At 70.3% G+C, this 16,955-nt stretch carries 14 protein-coding genes and 3 pseudogenes; 13 read left to right on the top strand and 4 right to left on the bottom strand.

What is annotated here, in order from left to right:
- A pseudogene (locus tag VGO10_RS14495) lies at positions 1-272 on the top strand (adenosine deaminase); the annotation flags it as partial.
- A 51-nt stretch (positions 273-323) separates the two neighbouring features.
- On the opposite strand, the gene VGO10_RS14490 reads toward VGO10_RS14495, so the two are convergent.
- Complete coding sequence (locus VGO10_RS14490) at positions 324-488, bottom strand: hypothetical protein (protein WP_327469525.1); 165 nt, start codon at positions 486-488, stop codon at positions 324-326.
- Between VGO10_RS14490 and VGO10_RS14485 the strand changes: the two genes are divergently transcribed.
- The 7 genes from VGO10_RS14485 (at position 478) to VGO10_RS14455 (ending at position 8,702) form a co-directional block, all read left to right on the top strand.
- On the top strand, positions 478-1,386 hold the full coding sequence (locus VGO10_RS14485; protein ID WP_327469523.1) for a BMP family ABC transporter substrate-binding protein: 909 nt from the start codon (positions 478-480) through the stop codon (positions 1,384-1,386). The genes VGO10_RS14490 and VGO10_RS14485 overlap by 11 nt on opposite strands.
- Before the next feature lie 18 nt (positions 1,387-1,404).
- Positions 1,405-2,946 (top strand): ABC transporter ATP-binding protein, encoded by a 1,542-nt coding sequence (locus VGO10_RS14480; protein ID WP_327469520.1) that lies wholly within the window; start codon positions 1,405-1,407, stop codon positions 2,944-2,946.
- Positions 2,943-4,175, top strand: coding sequence for an ABC transporter permease (locus VGO10_RS14475; protein ID WP_327469518.1), 1,233 nt, complete (start codon positions 2,943-2,945; stop codon positions 4,173-4,175). Before VGO10_RS14480 ends, VGO10_RS14475 begins: the two co-directional genes overlap by 4 nt.
- Positions 4,172-5,401, top strand: coding sequence for an ABC transporter permease (locus tag VGO10_RS14470; RefSeq protein ID WP_327469516.1), 1,230 nt, complete (start codon positions 4,172-4,174; stop codon positions 5,399-5,401). The genes VGO10_RS14475 and VGO10_RS14470 overlap by 4 nt, the downstream gene beginning before the upstream one ends.
- 103 nt (positions 5,402-5,504) lie before the next feature.
- Entirely contained in the window at positions 5,505-6,398 is an 894-nt protein-coding gene (deoC, locus tag VGO10_RS14465; RefSeq protein WP_327469514.1) for a deoxyribose-phosphate aldolase, read from the top strand.
- Between the two features lie 4 nt (positions 6,399-6,402).
- Entirely contained in the window at positions 6,403-7,923 is a 1,521-nt protein-coding gene (locus VGO10_RS14460; RefSeq protein ID WP_327469511.1) for an aldehyde dehydrogenase family protein, read from the top strand.
- Complete coding sequence (locus VGO10_RS14455; protein WP_327469509.1) at positions 7,920-8,702, top strand: aldehyde dehydrogenase family protein; 783 nt, start codon at positions 7,920-7,922, stop codon at positions 8,700-8,702. Before VGO10_RS14460 ends, VGO10_RS14455 begins: the two co-directional genes overlap by 4 nt.
- Before the next feature lie 397 nt (positions 8,703-9,099).
- Here the strand turns inward: VGO10_RS14455 and VGO10_RS14450 are convergent, their stop codons facing one another.
- The gene (locus VGO10_RS14450; protein WP_327469507.1) at positions 9,100-10,662 is read right to left on the bottom strand and encodes an MFS transporter; all 1,563 of its coding nucleotides are present in this window, start codon (positions 10,660-10,662) and stop codon (positions 9,100-9,102) included.
- 175 nt (positions 10,663-10,837) lie between these two features.
- On the opposite strand from VGO10_RS14450, the gene VGO10_RS14445 reads away from it, so the two are divergent.
- From VGO10_RS14445 to VGO10_RS21850, 3 genes are all read left to right on the top strand, one after another.
- A complete protein-coding gene (locus VGO10_RS14445) occupies positions 10,838-11,443 on the top strand; it encodes a helix-turn-helix domain-containing protein (protein ID WP_327469505.1) in 606 nt (201 codons plus the stop codon).
- Positions 11,444-11,484: 41 nt separating this feature from the next.
- The gene (locus tag VGO10_RS14440) at positions 11,485-13,446 is read left to right on the top strand and encodes a beta-propeller domain-containing protein (protein ID WP_327469502.1); all 1,962 of its coding nucleotides are present in this window, start codon (positions 11,485-11,487) and stop codon (positions 13,444-13,446) included.
- 66 nt (positions 13,447-13,512) lie between these two features.
- A complete protein-coding gene (locus VGO10_RS21850; RefSeq protein ID WP_414642242.1) occupies positions 13,513-13,908 on the top strand; it encodes an ATP-binding protein in 396 nt (131 codons plus the stop codon).
- 14 nt (positions 13,909-13,922) lie between these two features.
- On the opposite strand, the pseudogene VGO10_RS14435 reads toward VGO10_RS21850, so the two are convergent.
- Positions 13,923-14,747 (bottom strand): annotated as a pseudogene (locus VGO10_RS14435) (EamA family transporter); the annotation flags it as partial.
- Here VGO10_RS14435 and VGO10_RS14430 point away from each other — a divergent pair.
- Positions 14,746-15,294: an Lrp/AsnC family transcriptional regulator gene (locus tag VGO10_RS14430; protein WP_327469498.1), complete on the top strand. Its 549-nt coding sequence runs from the start codon at positions 14,746-14,748 to the stop codon at positions 15,292-15,294. The pseudogene VGO10_RS14435 and the gene VGO10_RS14430 overlap by 2 nt on opposite strands.
- Before the next feature lie 9 nt (positions 15,295-15,303).
- On the opposite strand, the gene VGO10_RS14425 is transcribed toward VGO10_RS14430, so the two are convergent.
- Entirely contained in the window at positions 15,304-16,515 is a 1,212-nt protein-coding gene (locus tag VGO10_RS14425; protein ID WP_327469496.1) for a cyclopropane-fatty-acyl-phospholipid synthase family protein, read from the bottom strand.
- 34 nt (positions 16,516-16,549) lie between these two features.
- On the opposite strand from VGO10_RS14425, the pseudogene VGO10_RS14420 reads away from it, so the two are divergent.
- Positions 16,550-16,955: pseudogene (locus tag VGO10_RS14420) on the top strand (acyl-CoA desaturase); the annotation flags it as partial.

Below are 16,955 nucleotides of genomic sequence, written 5' to 3'. Positions count from 1 at the left end.
TCGCCACCTTCGTCTATCCCAGCTATGACGAGCACCCGCTCCGCCGTCTCTACGAAGCGGGTGTGAAGCTCACATTGAACTCTGACGATCCGCCCTACTTCGGCGCTAGCATCGGCGGCGAATACGCCGTGGCGCGTGAGCGCTTCGGCATGGGAGAGGGTGAGTTGGAGAGGATCACGCGGATCGCCATCGAGGCGTCCTTTGCGGACGATGCGCTCAAAGGCTCCCTGCTCAAACGTATGACGGCTATGGACGGCCGCCCGAACCTTTAGGCTCGCAGCGCGCGTCCTCTACAGAAGGAGTCCGGCAGTGCGCCGATCTCTTCAGCTTTTCGGTCTTACTTGTCTGGTCGGGGCGATGCTCGTGGTCGCCGGATGCGGATCCAGCGACGACAGCAGCTCGTCCTCGAGCAGCAGCTCGAGCAGCGCCAGCACCGCTACGAGCACGCCTGCAGCCAAGAAGATCAAGGTCGGCCTCGTGACCGACATCGGCGGTCTCAATGACCGATCCTTCAACCAGCTCGCGAACGCCGGTCTGACGAAGGCGGAGAAGGAGCTGGGCGTGGAAGGGCGCGTGCTCCCGTCGAAGGCCAACTCCGACTACGTGCCGAACCTGTCCAGCCTCGCGCAGCAGAAGTACGACCTCGTGATCGGCGTCGGCTTCCTGATGGCCGACGCGATGAACACCGTCGCGACGAAGTTCCCGGACACCAAGTTCGCGATCATCGACGTCGACGCGACCACGCTCAAGGACAAGCCGCAGAACGTCACCGGCCTGCTCTTCAAGGAGCAGGAGGCGGGCTATCTCGCCGGCTACATGGCGGGCCTGTACATGAAGGACCAGGGCGGCTCGAGCCCGACCATCGGCTCGGTCGGCGGCCAGAAGATCCCGCCGGTGGACCACTACATCGCCGGCTACCAGGCCGGCGCCAAGGCGGCGAACCCGGACATCAAGACCGTGAACGCCTACTCCCAGGACTTCGTCGACCAGGCGAAGTGCAAGGAGATCGCGCTCAGCCAGATCGCTCGCGGCGCCGGCGTCGTCTTCCAGGTGGCGGGCCAGTGCGGCCTCGGTGCGCTGGATGCGGCCAAGGAGAAGGGCAAGCAGGGCATCGGCGTTGACGCCGACCAGGCCTACCTCGGCACGCACATCCTGACCTCGGCTATCAAGAAGGTCGACGTCGCGGTGCTGGACACGGTCAAGCAGGTCCAGGACGACAAGTTCACCGGCGGGACCAACACCGTGTTCGAGGTCGCCAACGGCGGCGCGGGCATCGGCAAGATCAGCGCGGCGGGTGCCAAGTACCAGTCGCAGATCGATGGCGTGACGGCGAAGTTGAAGGACAACTCCATCACGCCGCCGGACACGGTGAAGGCGAGCTCCTGAAGCTCTACTGTGGCGCACGTGTCGCCACCTGACGTATCCGATGCCGCGGGGCTCGCGCTCGAGCTCCGCGGCATCACCAAGCGCTTCGGCGCACTGACGGCCAACGACGCCGTCGACCTCCAGCTGCGGCGCGGGGAGATCCACGCCCTGCTGGGGGAGAACGGCGCCGGCAAGTCGACGTTGATGAACGTCGTCTACGGGATGCTCACGCCCGACGAGGGCGAGATCCTCGTCAACGGCTCCGCGGTCCGGATCGGCTCGCCGCGCGAGGCGATGGACCATGGCATCGGCATGGTCTTCCAGCACTTCATGTTGATCCCGGTCATGACCGTGGCCGAGAACCTCGTGCTCGGCGCCGAGCCGCGCAAGAACGGCCTGCTCGACGTGGCCGGCGCGCGGCGCCGGACGCGTGAGCTCTCCGAGCGCCACGGGTTGCGCGTCGACCCCGACGCGCGCGTCGCCGACGTCTCGGTCGGCCAGCAGCAGCGCGTGGAGATCCTGCGCGCGTTGGATCGCGGAGCGCAGATCCTCGTCCTCGACGAGCCGACCGCGGTCCTGACCGCGCAGGAGACGGCCGAGCTGGCCGAGGTGCTGCGCGGGCTGCGCGACAACGGGACGTCCGTGGTCTTCATCACCCACAAGCTGCACGAGGTGCTCGAGGTGGCCGATCGCGTCACGGTGTTGCGACGCGGCAAGACCGTCGGCACGATCGAGACGGCGGGGGCCGACGAGGCGTCGCTGGCCCGGATGATGGTCGGGCGCGACGTCGTGCTGCGCGTAGAGAAGGAGGCAGGCACGCCCGGCGAGCCACTGCTGGAGCTCGAGGACGTCCACGCCGTCGACGACCGCGGGCTGCCCGCCGTCGACGGTGTCTCGCTGCAGGTCTGCGCGGGCGAGATCGTCGCGGTCGCGGGTATCGACGGCAACGGGCAGAGCGAGCTGATTGACGCGATCAGCGGGCTGCGCCCGACCACCGCCGGCCACGTGCGCCTGCGTGGCAAGGACATCACCAACTGCACGCCGCGCCAGGCCCGCGAGGCCGGCGTCGGCCACATCGCCGAGGATCGCCATGCGCGCGGCCTGGTCCTCGACTTCTCGCTGGCCGAGAACCTGGCGCTCAACGACTACCGCGAGGGCACGCGCTTCGGGCTGCTCAAGCCGCGCCGGATGCTGGAGGCCGCGAGCCGGCTGCTCCACGAGTTCGACGTGCGGGGCGGCACCCCGGCCACGCCGGCCAGCTCGCTGTCGGGCGGCAACCAGCAGAAGGTCGTGATCGCGCGCGAGGTGTCGGGCAACCCCGACGCGCTGATCGCCGCGCAGCCGACGCGCGGGCTGGACGTCGGCGCGATCGAGTTCGTCCATCGCCGGCTGCTGGCCGAGCGCGATGCGGGCCGGGCGATCTTGTTGTTCTCGCTCGAACTCGAAGAGGTGCGGGCGCTGGCCGACCGCATCTTGGTGATCTACGACGGACGGATCGTCGGCGAGCTGCCGCCGACCGCTTCTGACGAGGAGCTCGGGCTGCTCATGACCGGCTCCGGCAGCGCGCGCGTGGCTTCGTGACCGACCTTCCTCCGCCGAGCTCGCAGCCCGAGTACGACCTCGGGCACGGTGCCACCGTCGGCGCCCGGATGTCGGGCGCCCTGAAGGCCGGCGGGATCATCACGCCGATCATCACGGTGCTGTTCGCGTTCTTCGTCGGCGGCCTCGTGGTGCTGATCACCGGCCACAATCCGATCGACACCTACAAGGCGATCTTCGACGGCACCGGGCTGCAGTGGCTGTTTCCGTGGACGTCCGGTGCCGATCGCGCGACCGCGGCGATCAACCTCCAGCAGACGCTGATCATCACCGGGCCGCTGATCTTGCTCGGCCTCGCCGTCGGCTACGCCTTCCGCGCGGGCCTGTTCAACATCGGCGGCCAGGGGCAGTACATCGTCGGCTCGATCGTCGCGGTCTGGTCGGGCTCGTCCTGGGAGGGGATGCCGCACGGACTGCACGTGGTGTTGTGCATGTTCTTGGCGACGCTGGGCGGCGCGGCGTGGGCCGGGATCGCGGGCGCGCTGCGCGCGATCACCGGCGCCAACGAGGTGATCACCACGATCATGCTCAACTGGATCGCGATCTGGCTGGGCGTCTACCTCTTCAGCCTCGGTGGCCCGCTGCAGAACAGCACGCAGCCCGACGTGCCGATCTCCAACGACGTCGTGCCGAGCGCCAAGCTGCACGTCTTCTGGGGCGACCCAGAGCTGCAGGGGCTGCACATCGGCATCTTCGTCGCGATCGCCGCGGCGGTCGTGTACTGGGTGTTGTTGAATCGGTCCACGAAGGGCTACGAGGCGCGTGCCGTCGGCTTCAATCCTGAAGCGGCGCGCTACTCCGGCATCAAGGTCGGCAAGACCTACGTCTTGGTCATGGGCACCTGCGGCGCGCTGGCCGGCCTGGCCGGCTCGCTTGACGTCCTGGGCTGGCAGTTTCACCTGGCGACCAACGACATCCAGGGCACGCAGCTCGCGTTCCTGGGCATCGCGGTGGCGCTGCTGGGCCGCAACACGGCGATCGGCACCTGCCTGGCGGCGCTGCTGTTCGGCGCGATGGTCAACGGCACGTCGGTGCGCAACCTCGACCCGGCGGTCTTCGAGCCCGAGCTGGCGCAGAACCTGACGACGGTCATCCAGGGTCTGGTGGTCCTGTTCGTCAGCGCGGACGTGCTGATCTTGTTGATCTATAACAAGCTGCGTCCGCGGCGGCCGTCGAAGGCAGCCGAGCCGGCCGAGGTGGCAGCGACATGACCAGCGAGACCATCATGAAGGGGTTGCGCTCTTCCGAGGACGGCGACGGCGGTGGGCTCACGCGCGCACGGAGCCTCGGCTGGGGCGGCATCGCGCTCGGCATCGTCGCGTTCGTCATCACGCTGCCGCCGTTCGAGGTCCGCACGGCGGCGCCGTCGCACGTCATCGCGCTGATCGCGATTGCCATGGGCGTGGTGGCGATCCGCGGCGGCGAGCGGCGGCTCGGCGGCGGCGCGATCGCCGCGGCGCTCTTCGGCGGCCTGGGTGCCTACGGCGCATCGCACTCCGGCGTCTCGCACCTCGAGGTCGTGGTCTCCTGGAGCGCGCTGACCGCCGCGATGCTGCGCTACGCCACGCCGCTGACCTTCGCCGCGCTGGGCGGCCTGGTCAGCGAGCGCTCCGGCGTCGTGAACATCGCGCTGGAGGGCATGATGCTCATGGGCGCGTTCTTCGGGGCCTATGGCGCCGACAAGACGGACTCGTGGGTCGGCGGCGTCCTCATCGGCGTGCTGGCCGGGATGGCGCTGGCGGCGATTCACGCGGTCTTCGCCGTCTCGCTGCGCTCGGACCAGATCGTCGTCGGCACCGGTCTGAACTTCCTCGCGCTCGGCCTCACGGGCTACATGTACGTCGACACCTACGGCGCCAACGGCACGCCCGACAACCTCCCGGCGGTCCCGGACATCAACCTGCCGACCGACTCGCTGGGCTTCCTCGGCCAGGCGCTCAGCCAGCTCAACCTGCTGGTCTGGGGTTCGCTGCTGGCGGTCGTGCTCGTCTGGGTGGTCGTCTTCCGCACCCGTCTGGGCCTGCGACTGCGGGCGGTCGGCGAGAACCCGCGCGCGGCCGAGACCGTCGGCATCGGCGTCTTCAAGGTGCGCTACGCGGCGGTGATCACGTCCGGCGGCCTGGCGGCGCTCGGCGGCGTGTTCCTGTCGATCGGCTTCGTCCACTCGTTCTCGCAGAACATGACCGCGGGGCGCGGCTTCATCGCGCTGGCGGCTTTGATCTTCGGCCGCTGGCGGCCCGGTGGCCTGCTCGCCGCGACGCTGCTCTTCGGCTTCTCCAGCGCGCTCGCGCAGCGCCTGCCGGAGTTCTCGCCGCAGCTGGCCACGCTCTTCCAGGCGCTGCCCTACGTGCTGACGCTGATCGCCGTGGCGGGCGTCGTCGGGCGTTCGACGCCCCCGGCGGCCGACGGCGTGCCCTATACGCGAGAAGGAAAATAAGGCGCTCAAAGGCACGCTGGGCGCGGGTTCGGCCCCCTAGGGCCGACACCCGCAGCGAGACTCGCCCTCCGGGCGAGGCTTCGCCGTCTACCCTGGGACGCATATGAGTCCCACCAGGACATTGCCGCACGTCGATCGCGTCGGCATTCAAGAGCGGGTCGACGCGCTGGCCAAGCGCTCGATCAAGGGCGAGGCCAAGCGCGAGGGGTTGCTGCTGGCGATCTCGATGCTCGACCTCACGACGCTCGAGGGCGCCGACACGCCGGGCAAGGTGCGCCAGCTCGCGGCCAAGGCCGTGACGCCGTCGCCGGCCTACCCGGAGGTGCCGTCGTGCGCGGCGGTCTGCGTCTACCCGACGATGGTGCGCGCGGCGTGCGACGCGGTCGCGGGCTCCGGCGTGCACGTGGCGTCGGTCGCGACCGGCTTCCCGGCCGGACAGACGCCGCTGGCCACGCGCTTGGAAGAGGTGCGCCTCGCGGTCGCCGACGGGGCCGACGAGATCGACATGGTCATCTCGCGCGACGCCTACCTGTCGGGCGACGACGCGCGTGTCGCCGACGAGATCGAGCAGATCAAGGACGCGTGCGGCGACGCGTACCTGAAGGTGATCCTGGAGACCGTCGAGCTCGGCTCCTACGACCACATCCGCCACGCGTCGATGCTGGCGATGGACGCCGGCGCGGACTTCATCAAGACCTCGACGGGCAAGGCGGCCGAGGGCGCCACGCCGGGCGTGATCCTGGTGATGTTGGAGGCCATCCGCGACTACACGCAGCGCACGGGGCGGGTCGTGGGCATGAAGCCGGCGGGCGGCGTCTCGGACTCCAAGGCCGCGCTGAGCGTGCTCGTGCTGGTCAAGGAGACGCTGGGCGATAGATGGCTGTCGCCCGACCTTTTGCGCATCGGCGCCTCGTCGGTGCTCAACGACCTGCTGCTGCAGTACCAGAAGACGGAGACCGGCCGCTACGGGCGGGCGGAGGACTTCTCGAGGGAGTGATCGCATGAGCGAGACGACGACCGCGCCGCAGGGCACGACGACCAACGGTCGTGCGCCTGAGCCCGCGGCGGCGCCGCGTGCGCCGTTGCGCTGGGAGTACTCGCCGGCACCGGAGTCCACCGACCACGTCCGCCTGCGCGATCGCTACGGGCTGTTCATCGGTGGCGAGTTCGTTGAGCCGGCGGGCGGCGCGTACGCCGCGACGATCAATCCCGCGACCGAGGAGCCGCTGGCCGAGATCGCGCAGGCGGGCGCCGACGACGTGGCGCGAGCGGTTGCTGCGGCGCGTGCCGCACAGCCGGCGTGGGAGGCGCTGCCCGGGCTGGAGCGCGGCAAGCACATCTTCAGGATCGCGCGCCTGATCCAGGAGCGCGCGCGGGAGCTGGCGATCGTCGAGACGCTGGACGGCGGCAAGCCGATCAAGGAATCGCGCGACGTCGACATTCCGTTGGCGGCGGCGCACTTCTTCTACTACGCGGGTTGGGCCGACAAGTTGGCCTATGCCTTGCCCGGGGATGGTGTTGTCACGCCGCGCGGCGTCGTCGGCCAGGTCATTCCGTGGAACTTCCCGCTGCTGATGGCGGCGTGGAAGCTGGCGCCGGCGCTGGCGACAGGCAACACGGCGGTGCTCAAGCCGGCCGACACGACACCGCTCACAGCGCTGTTGCTCGCCGAGATCTGCCAGGAGGCCGAGCTGCCGGCCGGCGTCGTCAACATCCTGCCGGGCGATGGCTCGGCAGGCGCCGCGCTGGTGCGCGCCGAGGGCATCGACAAGGTCGCCTTCACCGGCTCGACCGCGGTAGGGCGCGACATCCAGGCCGCGCTGGCGGGCAAGGACATCGGGTTGACGTTGGAGCTCGGCGGCAAGTCCGCCAACATCGTCTTCGAGGACGCTGCGCTGGACCAGGCGGTCGAGGGGATCGTCCAGGGCATCTTCTTCAACCAGGGTCACGTCTGCTGCGCCGGCTCGCGGCTGCTGGTGCAGGAGTCGGTGGCCGCCGACGTCGTCGAGCGGCTGTGGTCGCGGATGCAGACGCTGCGCGTCGGCGACCCGCTGGACAAGAACACCGACGTCGGCGCGATCAACTCCGCCGCGCAGCTGGCGCGGATCGGCGAGCTGGTCGGCGTGGGCGTCCAAGAGGGCGCGGGGCTGCGACAGGTCAGCTGTGCGCTGCCCGAGCGCGGCTACTGGTTCGCGCCCGCGCTGTTCACGGAGGCCTCGCCCGCGCACCGCATCTCGCGCGAGGAGATCTTCGGCCCGGTGCTGGCGGTCACGACCTTCCGCACGCACGCCGAGGCGATCGAGAAGGCCAACAACTCGCCGTACGGCCTGGCCGCGGGGATCTGGACCGACAAGGGCTCCAAGGCGTTCGAGGTCGCCGCGCAGCTGCAGGCCGGCGTCGTCTGGCAGAACACCTACAACCACTTCGATCCGACGGCGGCGTTCGGCGGGTTCAAGGAGAGCGGCTTCGGCCGTGAGGGCGGCGCGGCCGGGCTGCGCCCGTATGTGAGGCAGGGGGCGTGAGCGACGTGCGGGTGGCGGTGGCCAAGACCTACAAGTTGTACGTCGGAGGGGCGTTCGTGCGGTCGGAGTCCGGACGGCATGATGTTGTTAATGGCGTGAACATCCCGCGCGGCTCGCGCAAGGACGTGCGCGATGCGGTCAAGGCCGCGCGCAAGGCGCAGCCGGGCTGGGCGAAGAAGACCGCCTACAACCGCGGGCAGATCTTGTACCGCGCCGCCGAGGCGCTGGAGTCGCGCGCGGGCGAGTTCGGCGGCGACGTTGGCGAGGCCGTCGACGTGTTGGTGCACTACGCGGGCTGGACCGACAAGCTCCACGCGGTGCTGGGCACGATCAACCCGGTCGCCGCGCCGTTCTTGTCCATGTCGACGCCGGAGCCGAGCGGCGTGGTCGCGGTGCTCTGCGGCGCCGATGATTCCCTGGCGTCGGTGGTGTCTGCCATCGCCGCACCGCTGGCCGCCGGCAACGTCGTCGTCGTCGCGCTGCCCGAGCACGTGCCCCTGCCCGGCCTCGACCTCGGCGAGGTCCTCGGCGTCTCCGACGTCCCCGGCGGCGTGGTCAACCTGCTGTCCGGGCGCACCGACGAGCTCCTACCCGCCCTCGCCGCCCACCGCGACGTCAACGCCATCATCGACGCCACCGGCGACCCTGCGCTCGCGGTCGACGTCGATCGCTTCGCCGCCGAGACCCTCAAGCGCACCATCCGCGGCGACCACTCCTCCCTCCAGCTCCTCGAAGCGCTCACCGAGCTCCGCACCGTCTGGCACCCCATCGGCGCCTAGCTGAAGATCGCTGTCGGGGGTGCGGTGCGTGGTTGGCTGGTCGGCGCTCCCGGGGGAGCGGTGGCGTTCGTTGCGGCTTGGCCACGTTGTAGCGGGGTCTGGCCCCTTGTCTCAACGTGTGGCGCACCGGCGCGTCGGCGCGTGCTTGCCTCGGAGATCTGGGTCGCTTCAGCCCCAGTAGTTGGGGTGAAAACGACCTCGACGTCATACCGAAGGGCCGGGGCGAGGGTGGGTCTGTTTGGCGCGGCATGCTCGCGGCAGACAGGCTCACGTCTCGTGGTGCGCCGGCCCCGGGCCGGGGTGGGCCTGTTGAGCGAGGCGTCATCGCGGCGAACAGGCCCACCCTTCCCGGGGCCACTCGGACGACGAGCCAACGCCGAGCAGAACCAACCCGGCTTCACACCGGTTCGCGGCATGCGCCGCCACTCGTCTTATCGTGGTTTATCAACTTCTGAAAAACCACGATAAGACGGATAAGGGGCACCGCTAAGCGCGTCGCGGTGGCGCGGGCGAGTCGTGCTGCCGCGGCGAGCGCCGGGATCCGGACGCCGTGCATGACGGTCAGGACGATCGTCAGCGCGAGGGCGAGGAGGATGGCGGAGCCGGTCAGCGCGGAGGAGACGGCGTGGGCGAGGGCGTGGGTGGTGGAGCCGCCGTCGGTGCGCTGCGCGGAGGCGAACACGGTCACGAGGATCCCGAGGCCGAGCGAGCCGCCGAGCTGCTGGGCGACGTTGACGATGCCGGAGGCGGCGCCCGCGTCGTTGGGCGCCACGCCTGCGATGCCTGCGGCGGTCAGCGGCGTGAGCGCCATGCCCATGCCCGAGCCCAGCAGGACCAGCGGCACCGCGATGCCGGGGAAGAACGCCGTGGTGTCCGACAGGCGGCTGATCCACAGCATCCCGGTCAGCGCGAACGTCAGGCCGGTGAGCAGCACCGGCATCGCGCCGATGCGCGCCGTCAGGCGCGGCACGACCTGCACCATCGAGAACATCACCGCGGTCATGGGCAAGAACGCCAGCCCCGCCTGCAGCGGGTTGTAGTCCAACACGCCCTGCAGGAACTGCGTGAGAAAGAAGAACATGGAGAACATGCCCCCGACCACCAGCACGCGCGCGAGGTAGGCGCCGGACCGCTCGCGGTTGGCGAACAGGCGCAGCGGCGTGATCGGCTGCTCGGCGCGCATCTCGTTGAGGATGAAGGCCACCAACAACACGACGCCGGCGGTGAACGACGCGACGGTCACGCGGTCGCCCCAGCCGGTGGAAGCGGCGCTGACGAAGCCGTAAACGACCGCGGTCATGCCGAGCGTCGACGTGATCGCGCCCGTCAGGTCGAAGCGGCCGGGACGCGGTTCGGTCTCGGGGAGATGGCGCGGTGCCAGGTACATCACCAACAAACCGACGGGCACGTTGATGAACATGCCCCAGCGCCAGGAGACCCAGTCGGTGAGCATGCCGCCGAGGACGAGGCCGGCGCTCCCGCCGCCACCGGCGACGGCGCTGTACCAAGCCAGCGCACGGGTGCGCTCGGTACCTTCACGGAAGGTGGTGGTCAACAGGGCCAGCGTCGACGGGGCGGCTAGCGCCGCACCGACGCCCTGCACGGCGCGGGCGGTCAGCAGCCACCCGGCCGACTGCGCTAGGCCGGCAAGCAACGATGCGGTGGAGAACAGCGCGATGCCCACCATGAACACGCGACGGCGGCCCAGGATGTCGCCGGCGCGCGCGCCCAGCAACAGCAGGCCACCGAACGTCAAGGCATAGGCGTTCTGGACCCACGAGAGTCCGGCGGAGGAGAAGTGCAGCGCGGTGTGGATCTCGGGCAGCGCCGTGATGATCACCGAGACGTCGAGGACGATCATCAGGTAGGCGGCCAGGATGAGGCCCAGCACCAGGTTGGGGTTGGACGCGTGCGTGGTTGCGCGGCGCGTGGGGACGCGCCGAGGCAGGGGGAACGACATGGGGAGTGGTGCTCCTTGAGGGTCGAGGGCAAAAACTCGCCCAGAGGGCTCGCTTTCGCGTGGAGGGCGCTAAAATGGAGGCGTCCTCCAGAAGATGATGCGGAGGAAGCCTCCGGTTTCATCTATAGTAGCGGAGGTAGCCTCCACTTCGCAAGGAAATCGTTGTAGGCGTCACATGTCCGACACCACAGCCCCGCAGCAGCCGCAGGTCACCGGTCTCTCTGAGCGCCCCAAGCGCGCCGACGCGCGCCGCAACTACGAGAAGCTGCTGAACGCGGCAGCCGATGCCTTCGCCGAGAACGGGACCGCCACGTCGCTGGAGGACATCGCCCGCCGCGCCGACGTCGGCATCGGCACGCTCTACCGCCACTTCCCGACGCGCCAGGCGCTGCTGGAGGCCGTCTACATCGACGAGGTCGAGGAGATCAGCCGCAAGGCCAACGATCTGGTCGGCCTCGAGCCGTGGGATGCGCTGGCCACCTGGCTGCGCCAGTTCGTCCGCTACGCGGCGACCAAGCGCGCGCTGGCCGACGAGATGATGAACACGATCGACGCCGAGGCGCCGGTCTTCGTCTCTTGCCGCACCGCGATCACCGCCGCCGGCGACATGCTGCTGGCGCGCGCACAAGAGGCCGGCGTCGTGCGACCGGACACCAACTTCACCGACGTCGGCCGGATGGTCGCGGGGATTGCCTCGATCCGCACGGTTGATCCGGGGCAGATCGACCGCATCCTCGACGTGGCGCTGGACGGTCTGCGCTACACGGCGCCGGCCGAGTAGCGCTGGATGTGACGGAACGCCGCCTGGCACGTAGTGTCGGCATGGTGTCCCTCCGTCGCAGCGTCCTGGTCCACCTCGCCGCCGTCGCGATCGCAGCGATGGTCGCCGTGCCGGTCGCCTCGGCGGCCAAGCCGACGAAGGCGCCGCGCGCGCACCTCGCCGCGTTCGGCTCGTGCCAGGCGCTGGTCGGCTACGCGCACCGCAATGCGGCGGCGACCGGCGGTGGCGTTGGGGTGCCAACGCGTGCACAGGGCCCCGTGGCGACGCTCGCCGCACCGGTGCAGAAGACCACCGACGCGAGCAGCGAGAGCGCGCCAACCATGATGTCGGCGCCCGCCGCGTCGGGCACCGGCGCCACGACCCCGGGGTTCTCCACCACCAACGTCCAAGAGGCCGGGATCGACGAGCCCGACGTCGTCAAGACCGACGGCCGCCACGTCTACGTCGCCGCCGATCGCACGCTGCGCGTGATCGACGTCACCGGTGACGCGCCGCGGCTGGTGGGGACGTTGACGCTGGACGGTGGCTACGTCCACCAACTGCTGATCCGCGGGACGCGTGCGCTCGTGCTCTCGACCGTCTCGGCGCCGATCGCGATCGACGACACGCCGATGCCCCAGCCGGAGACAGCCAAGGCGGCGATCGTCGCGATCCCCGGCCGCGCGATGACCCTGCTGACCGAGGTCGACCTGACCGATCCCGCAGCGCCGAAGGTCGCGCGCACGATGACCCTCGACGGCGACTACGTCGATGCGCGGATGGTCGGCGGCACGGCGCGCGTTGTCGTCAGCTCGACGCCGTCGTCGGCCGGCGCGGTCTCGCTGACCGACGCGCCGCTGCGCACCTTCGTCCCGGCCACGACGATCCGCAGCCAGCTCTCCCACCGCACCTTCCGCCGTGGCGTCGTGCCCTGCGACGACATCCGCCGCCCCGACGCCTTCTCCGGCCTCGGGCTGCTGACGGTCCTGACCATCGACCTCGACAAGGGCCTCTACAACGTCGACCGCGACGCGGTGATGGCCGGTGCCCAGGCGGTCTACGGCTCCGCCAAGAGCCTGTACGTGGCCAGCCAGCGGTATGTCCGCGGGCTCGACGACGCGAGCGACGGGGCGGGCGCGTCCGGATCGCTACGCACCGAGATCCACCGCTTCGACGCGTCGACCGCCGGGCAGACGACCTACGCCGGATCCGGCACGGTCCCCGGCTTCGTTGTCAATGCCTATGCCCTGTCAGAGCAGGACGGCGCCTTGCGGGTGGCCTCGACCGACGAGCCCTCCTGGCTCCCCGACGGTGGCCAGGCCACGCCGGCCCGCAGCTACGTCACGGTGCTCTCCCCACGTCCGGACGGCGCGCTGGCGCAGGTCGGCCAGGTCGGTGGGCTGGGCGAAGGGCAACGGATCTTCGGGGTGCGCTTCGTCGGCACGACGGGCTACGTGGTGACCTTCCGCCAGATCGACCCGCTCTACACCCTGGACCTCTCCAAGCCCGACGCGCCGCGTGTCGTGGGCGAGCTGGAGATCCCCGGCTACTCGGCCTACCTGCATCCGCTCGGCGACGGGCTGCTGCTCGGCATCGGGCAGGAGGCCGACGCCACCGGCCGCACGCAGGGCACCCAGGTGTCGCTCTTCGACGTCTCCGACCTGGCCCATCCCAAGCGCACGCAGCACGTCGTCTACGGCAACGGCAGCTCCGATGCCGAGTTCGACCCGCACGCCTTCCTGTGGTGGGCGCCCGCGAAGCTGGCCGTCCTCCCGCTGCAGGTCTACGACCAACCCGCCACCGGTCCCACGGGCACGAGCTTCGTCGGCGCGGTCGGTCTGCGCGTCGCCGCCGACGGGATCCAGGAGATCGGCCGCGTGTCCCACGCAAGCGGCGACCTGTTCGCGCCGATCGCCCGCTCCCTGGTCATCGGCGACCGCCTGTACACGCTCTCCGCTCTCGGGCTGCAGGCCAGCCGGCTCGACACGCTGGCTCCCGTCGCGTTCGTGGCCTTCGACGCATAGTCCGACCGCATCGTCCGGACACAAGCCCGGCGCATGGACGCGGCGTAGGTGGGCACACCACGCGACATGGCGCCAGAGTCAGCACGGTGGGTGGTGAGGGCGACTGCCGACCAGATCGCCGTGCTGCGCACCGAGGTCACCGCGTACGCGCAACGCGTAGGGGTTGCCGACGGCCGTCTCGCTGACATCCGGCTCGCCGTCTCCGAGGCTGCGACCAACGCCGTGCTGCATGCCTACCGCGACCGCGATCCCGGTCAGATCCGGGTCGACGCGGGCCTGACCGACGAGGGCTGGCTCAAGATCGTCATCGAGGACGACGGCTTCGGGCCGTTGCCGCGCCCTGACAGCCCGGGCCTCGGCCTCGGGCTGCCGACGATCGCCTCGGTCGCCGACGCGGTCGAGCTCTCGGCCGGCAGGGCGGCCGGCGCGAAGCTGTCGATGGTCTTCGCGCTTAGCGGCTGACTCGACCGCGGTGGGCGGTGCAGCGCGACGCCCGCGACGACGGCGGCCACGCCGGTGATCTCGGCGACGCTCGGGATCTGGGTCAGCACGACGATCCCGATCACCGTCGCCACGGCGGGCAGCAGCGAGACCATCAGGCTGTAGGTCGCGCGCGGCAGGCGCGTGAGCGCCAGCTGATCGCAGACATAGGGGATGACCGACGAGCTGAGGCCGACGCCGACGCCAGCGGCCAGCGCGACGGGGTCGCTGAAGGCGGGCAGCGCGGCCCAGCCGGCGAGCGGCGTCACCACGACGGCGGCGACGAGCATCGCGGCGCCGAGCCCGTCGACGCCGTCGAGCGCCGGCCGTTTGGCGACGCGGTCGGCGAGCACGATGTAGAGCGCGAAGAGCGCGGCGTTGGCGAAGGCGAGGGCGAGGCCGGTCGCGCCGCCGGCGAGGTGGATGCCGGTGAGCAGGTAGACGCCGGCGACGGCCAGGGCGAGCGCCGCGAGGTTGCGCGACGTCCGCGCGCCGAGGGCGGCCAGCCCGATGACGGGGAGGAACTCGATCGCCGCGACGGTCGCCAGCGGGAGGCGGTCGATGGCGAGGTAGAAGCAGCAGTTCATCAGCGCCAGGCAGCCGCCCCAGGCGATGAGCAGCCGGCGGCCATCGCGATCGAGGCGAGCGACGGCCCGCCACGGCCGGCGCCAGAGGGCGAAGAGCAGCGCCGCGGTGGCGATCCGCAGCCAGGCCACGCCAAGGACGTCGACGCGCGTGAAGAGCAGGACCGCGAAGGCCGGGCCGAGGTAGTGGAAGACGGCGCTGACGGCGAAGTACGCGTGGGGTGGAGGGCGACGCATGATCGGCCCAGACGATGCCGTGCGGCGGCCCTGGCTGGAATGGGCGATCGACGGTATCGTCGGCTTCATGGCTTCGATCCCAAGGCTCGCTGCGGTCTCGACCGTCGTTGATCTCGACGAGACCGATCGGCGCCTGCTGATCGAGTTGCAGGAGGACGCACGCCTCAGCCTCGCCGAACTGGGTCGCCGCGTCGGCCTGTCGCCGCCCGCGGTCGCCGAGCGCGTGCGGCGGCTGACCGACGAAGGCGTCATCCGTGGCTTTCGCACCGACGTCGACCCGCGCGCGCTTGGCTACGCGCTGAGCGCCATCGTCCGGATCCGCCCGGCGCCACGCCAGCTGGCGAAGGTCGCCGACCTCGCCCGCGCCACGCCCGAGGTCGTCGAGTGCCACCGCATCACCGGTGAGGACTGCTTCTTCATGAAGGCCCACGTCCGCGACGTGGAGCATCTCGAGGAGGTCATCGACCGCTTCACGGTCTTCGGCCAGACGACCACCTCGGTGATGCAGACCTCGCCGGTGCCGCTGCGCGGCGTGGCGATCCTGTAGCCGATCAGCTCACGACGCGCGCGTGGCGAGCACTTGGAAGACCGAGAGGAACCCGCTCTCGAAGCCGCGCCGCGCGGCACGCAGGTACAGCCGCCACACCCGGACGCGCTCCTCGCCGCCGAGCGCAATGGCCTCCGGCAAGTTGTCGTCGAACTTGCGCGACCAGTGACGCAGCGTCTCGGCGTAGTCCTCACGGAAGCCCTCGACGTGCGTGACCTCCAGGCCCGCCCCCTCCATCGCGAAGCAGATGCGCGAGAGGTGCAGCGGCGCCGCGTCGGGGAAGACGAAGCGCTCGGAGAACGGGCCGGCCTCGGGATCGGTGTGGCGCAGGCGCGCGATGCCGTGGTTGAGCAGCCGGCCGCCGGGCTTGAGGAACCGCTGCAGGGCGCGGGCGTAGTTGTCGATGTTGCCCGAGCCGACGTGCTCGACCATGCCGATCGAGGAGATCGCGTCAAACGGCTCGGCGTGCAGCTCGCGCCAGTCCATCACCTTGATCTCGACGCGGTCGGCGACGCCGGCGTCGACCGCGCGCTGACGCGCCCGCTGCGCTTGCGGCTCGCTCAGCGTGATGCCGGTGACGTGGACGCCGTGCTCGACGGCGGCGTGGACCGCGAACGCGCCCCAGCCGCAGCCGACGTCCAGGATCCGCTCGCCTGTCTTCAACCCCAACTTGGTGCAGATCAGCTCGCGCTTGACGAACTGCGCCTCTTCCAGCGTCTTGGCCCCCCGCGAGAAGATCGCGCAGGAGTAGGTCATCGAGTCGTCGAGGAAGAGCGCGAAGTAGTCGTTGGAGACGTCGTAGTGATGGCGGACCGCGGCCTTGTCGCGCAGGATGCTGTGGCGCTGGCCGCGCGGGCGCAACTCGGCCGCGGGCGGCTTGGGCGGGGCGACGAGCCCCGTCGAGCGGACCGCGGCGGCGGCCAGGCGCGCCTTCTGTTTGGTGTCGAGCGACGGCGGCTGCCACGAGTCCAGGAGCTCGAGCGTGGCGTCGAGGTCGTCGACGTCGAGCGCGCCGGAGACGTAGGCGCGGCCGATGCCGAGCTGGCCGGGTGCGCGCAGGGCGTGGGCCAGAGCGGTCGGTGATTTGACACGAAAGGTGGTCTGCGAGGCGCCGTTGGTGGGCGGGAGCGTGCTGCCGTCCCAGAACGCGATCTCGAACGGGCGATCGGGCAGGGCACGCTGCAACTCCTCGCGAAGCGGAGCGGGACGGGAGAAAGCCATGCCCGTAACGTAGCCAACTGTCTAGACTCGCCCGATGCCACAGGCAGTTAGGGATCCCGAAGAGGCCATCGTCGACCCCACGAGCCCGGACTTCGTCCAGCCCGTGGAACGCGAGTGGCTCGATCGCCTGGCGACCGGCACGGTCACCGTCGTTCCGTTCTTCGCGCTGGCCTACGCCGCCTGGCACTCGTGGCAGGGGCTGCTGCGCTGGAGCGACGTCGTGATCTTCGTCGTCGCCTACGTCCTGACCGGCCTCGGCGTGACCGTCGGCTTCCACCGCCTCTTCACCCACCGCGCCTTCAAGACGGGCAAGCCGCTGCGCGCCACGCTGGCGATCCTGGGCTCGGCCGCAATCGAGGGTCCGGTGACCGCCTGGGTCGCCGACCATCGCAAGCACCATGACTTCTCCGACCAGGTCGGCGACCCGCACAGCCCGCACG

The sequence above is a fragment of the Baekduia sp. genome (genome assembly GCF_035996765.1).
Classification (GTDB): Bacteria; Actinomycetota; Thermoleophilia; order Solirubrobacterales; family Solirubrobacteraceae; genus Baekduia.
The sequence above is the reverse complement of the archived record's forward strand: the minus strand, read 5'-3'. Positions and strand labels throughout refer to the sequence as shown.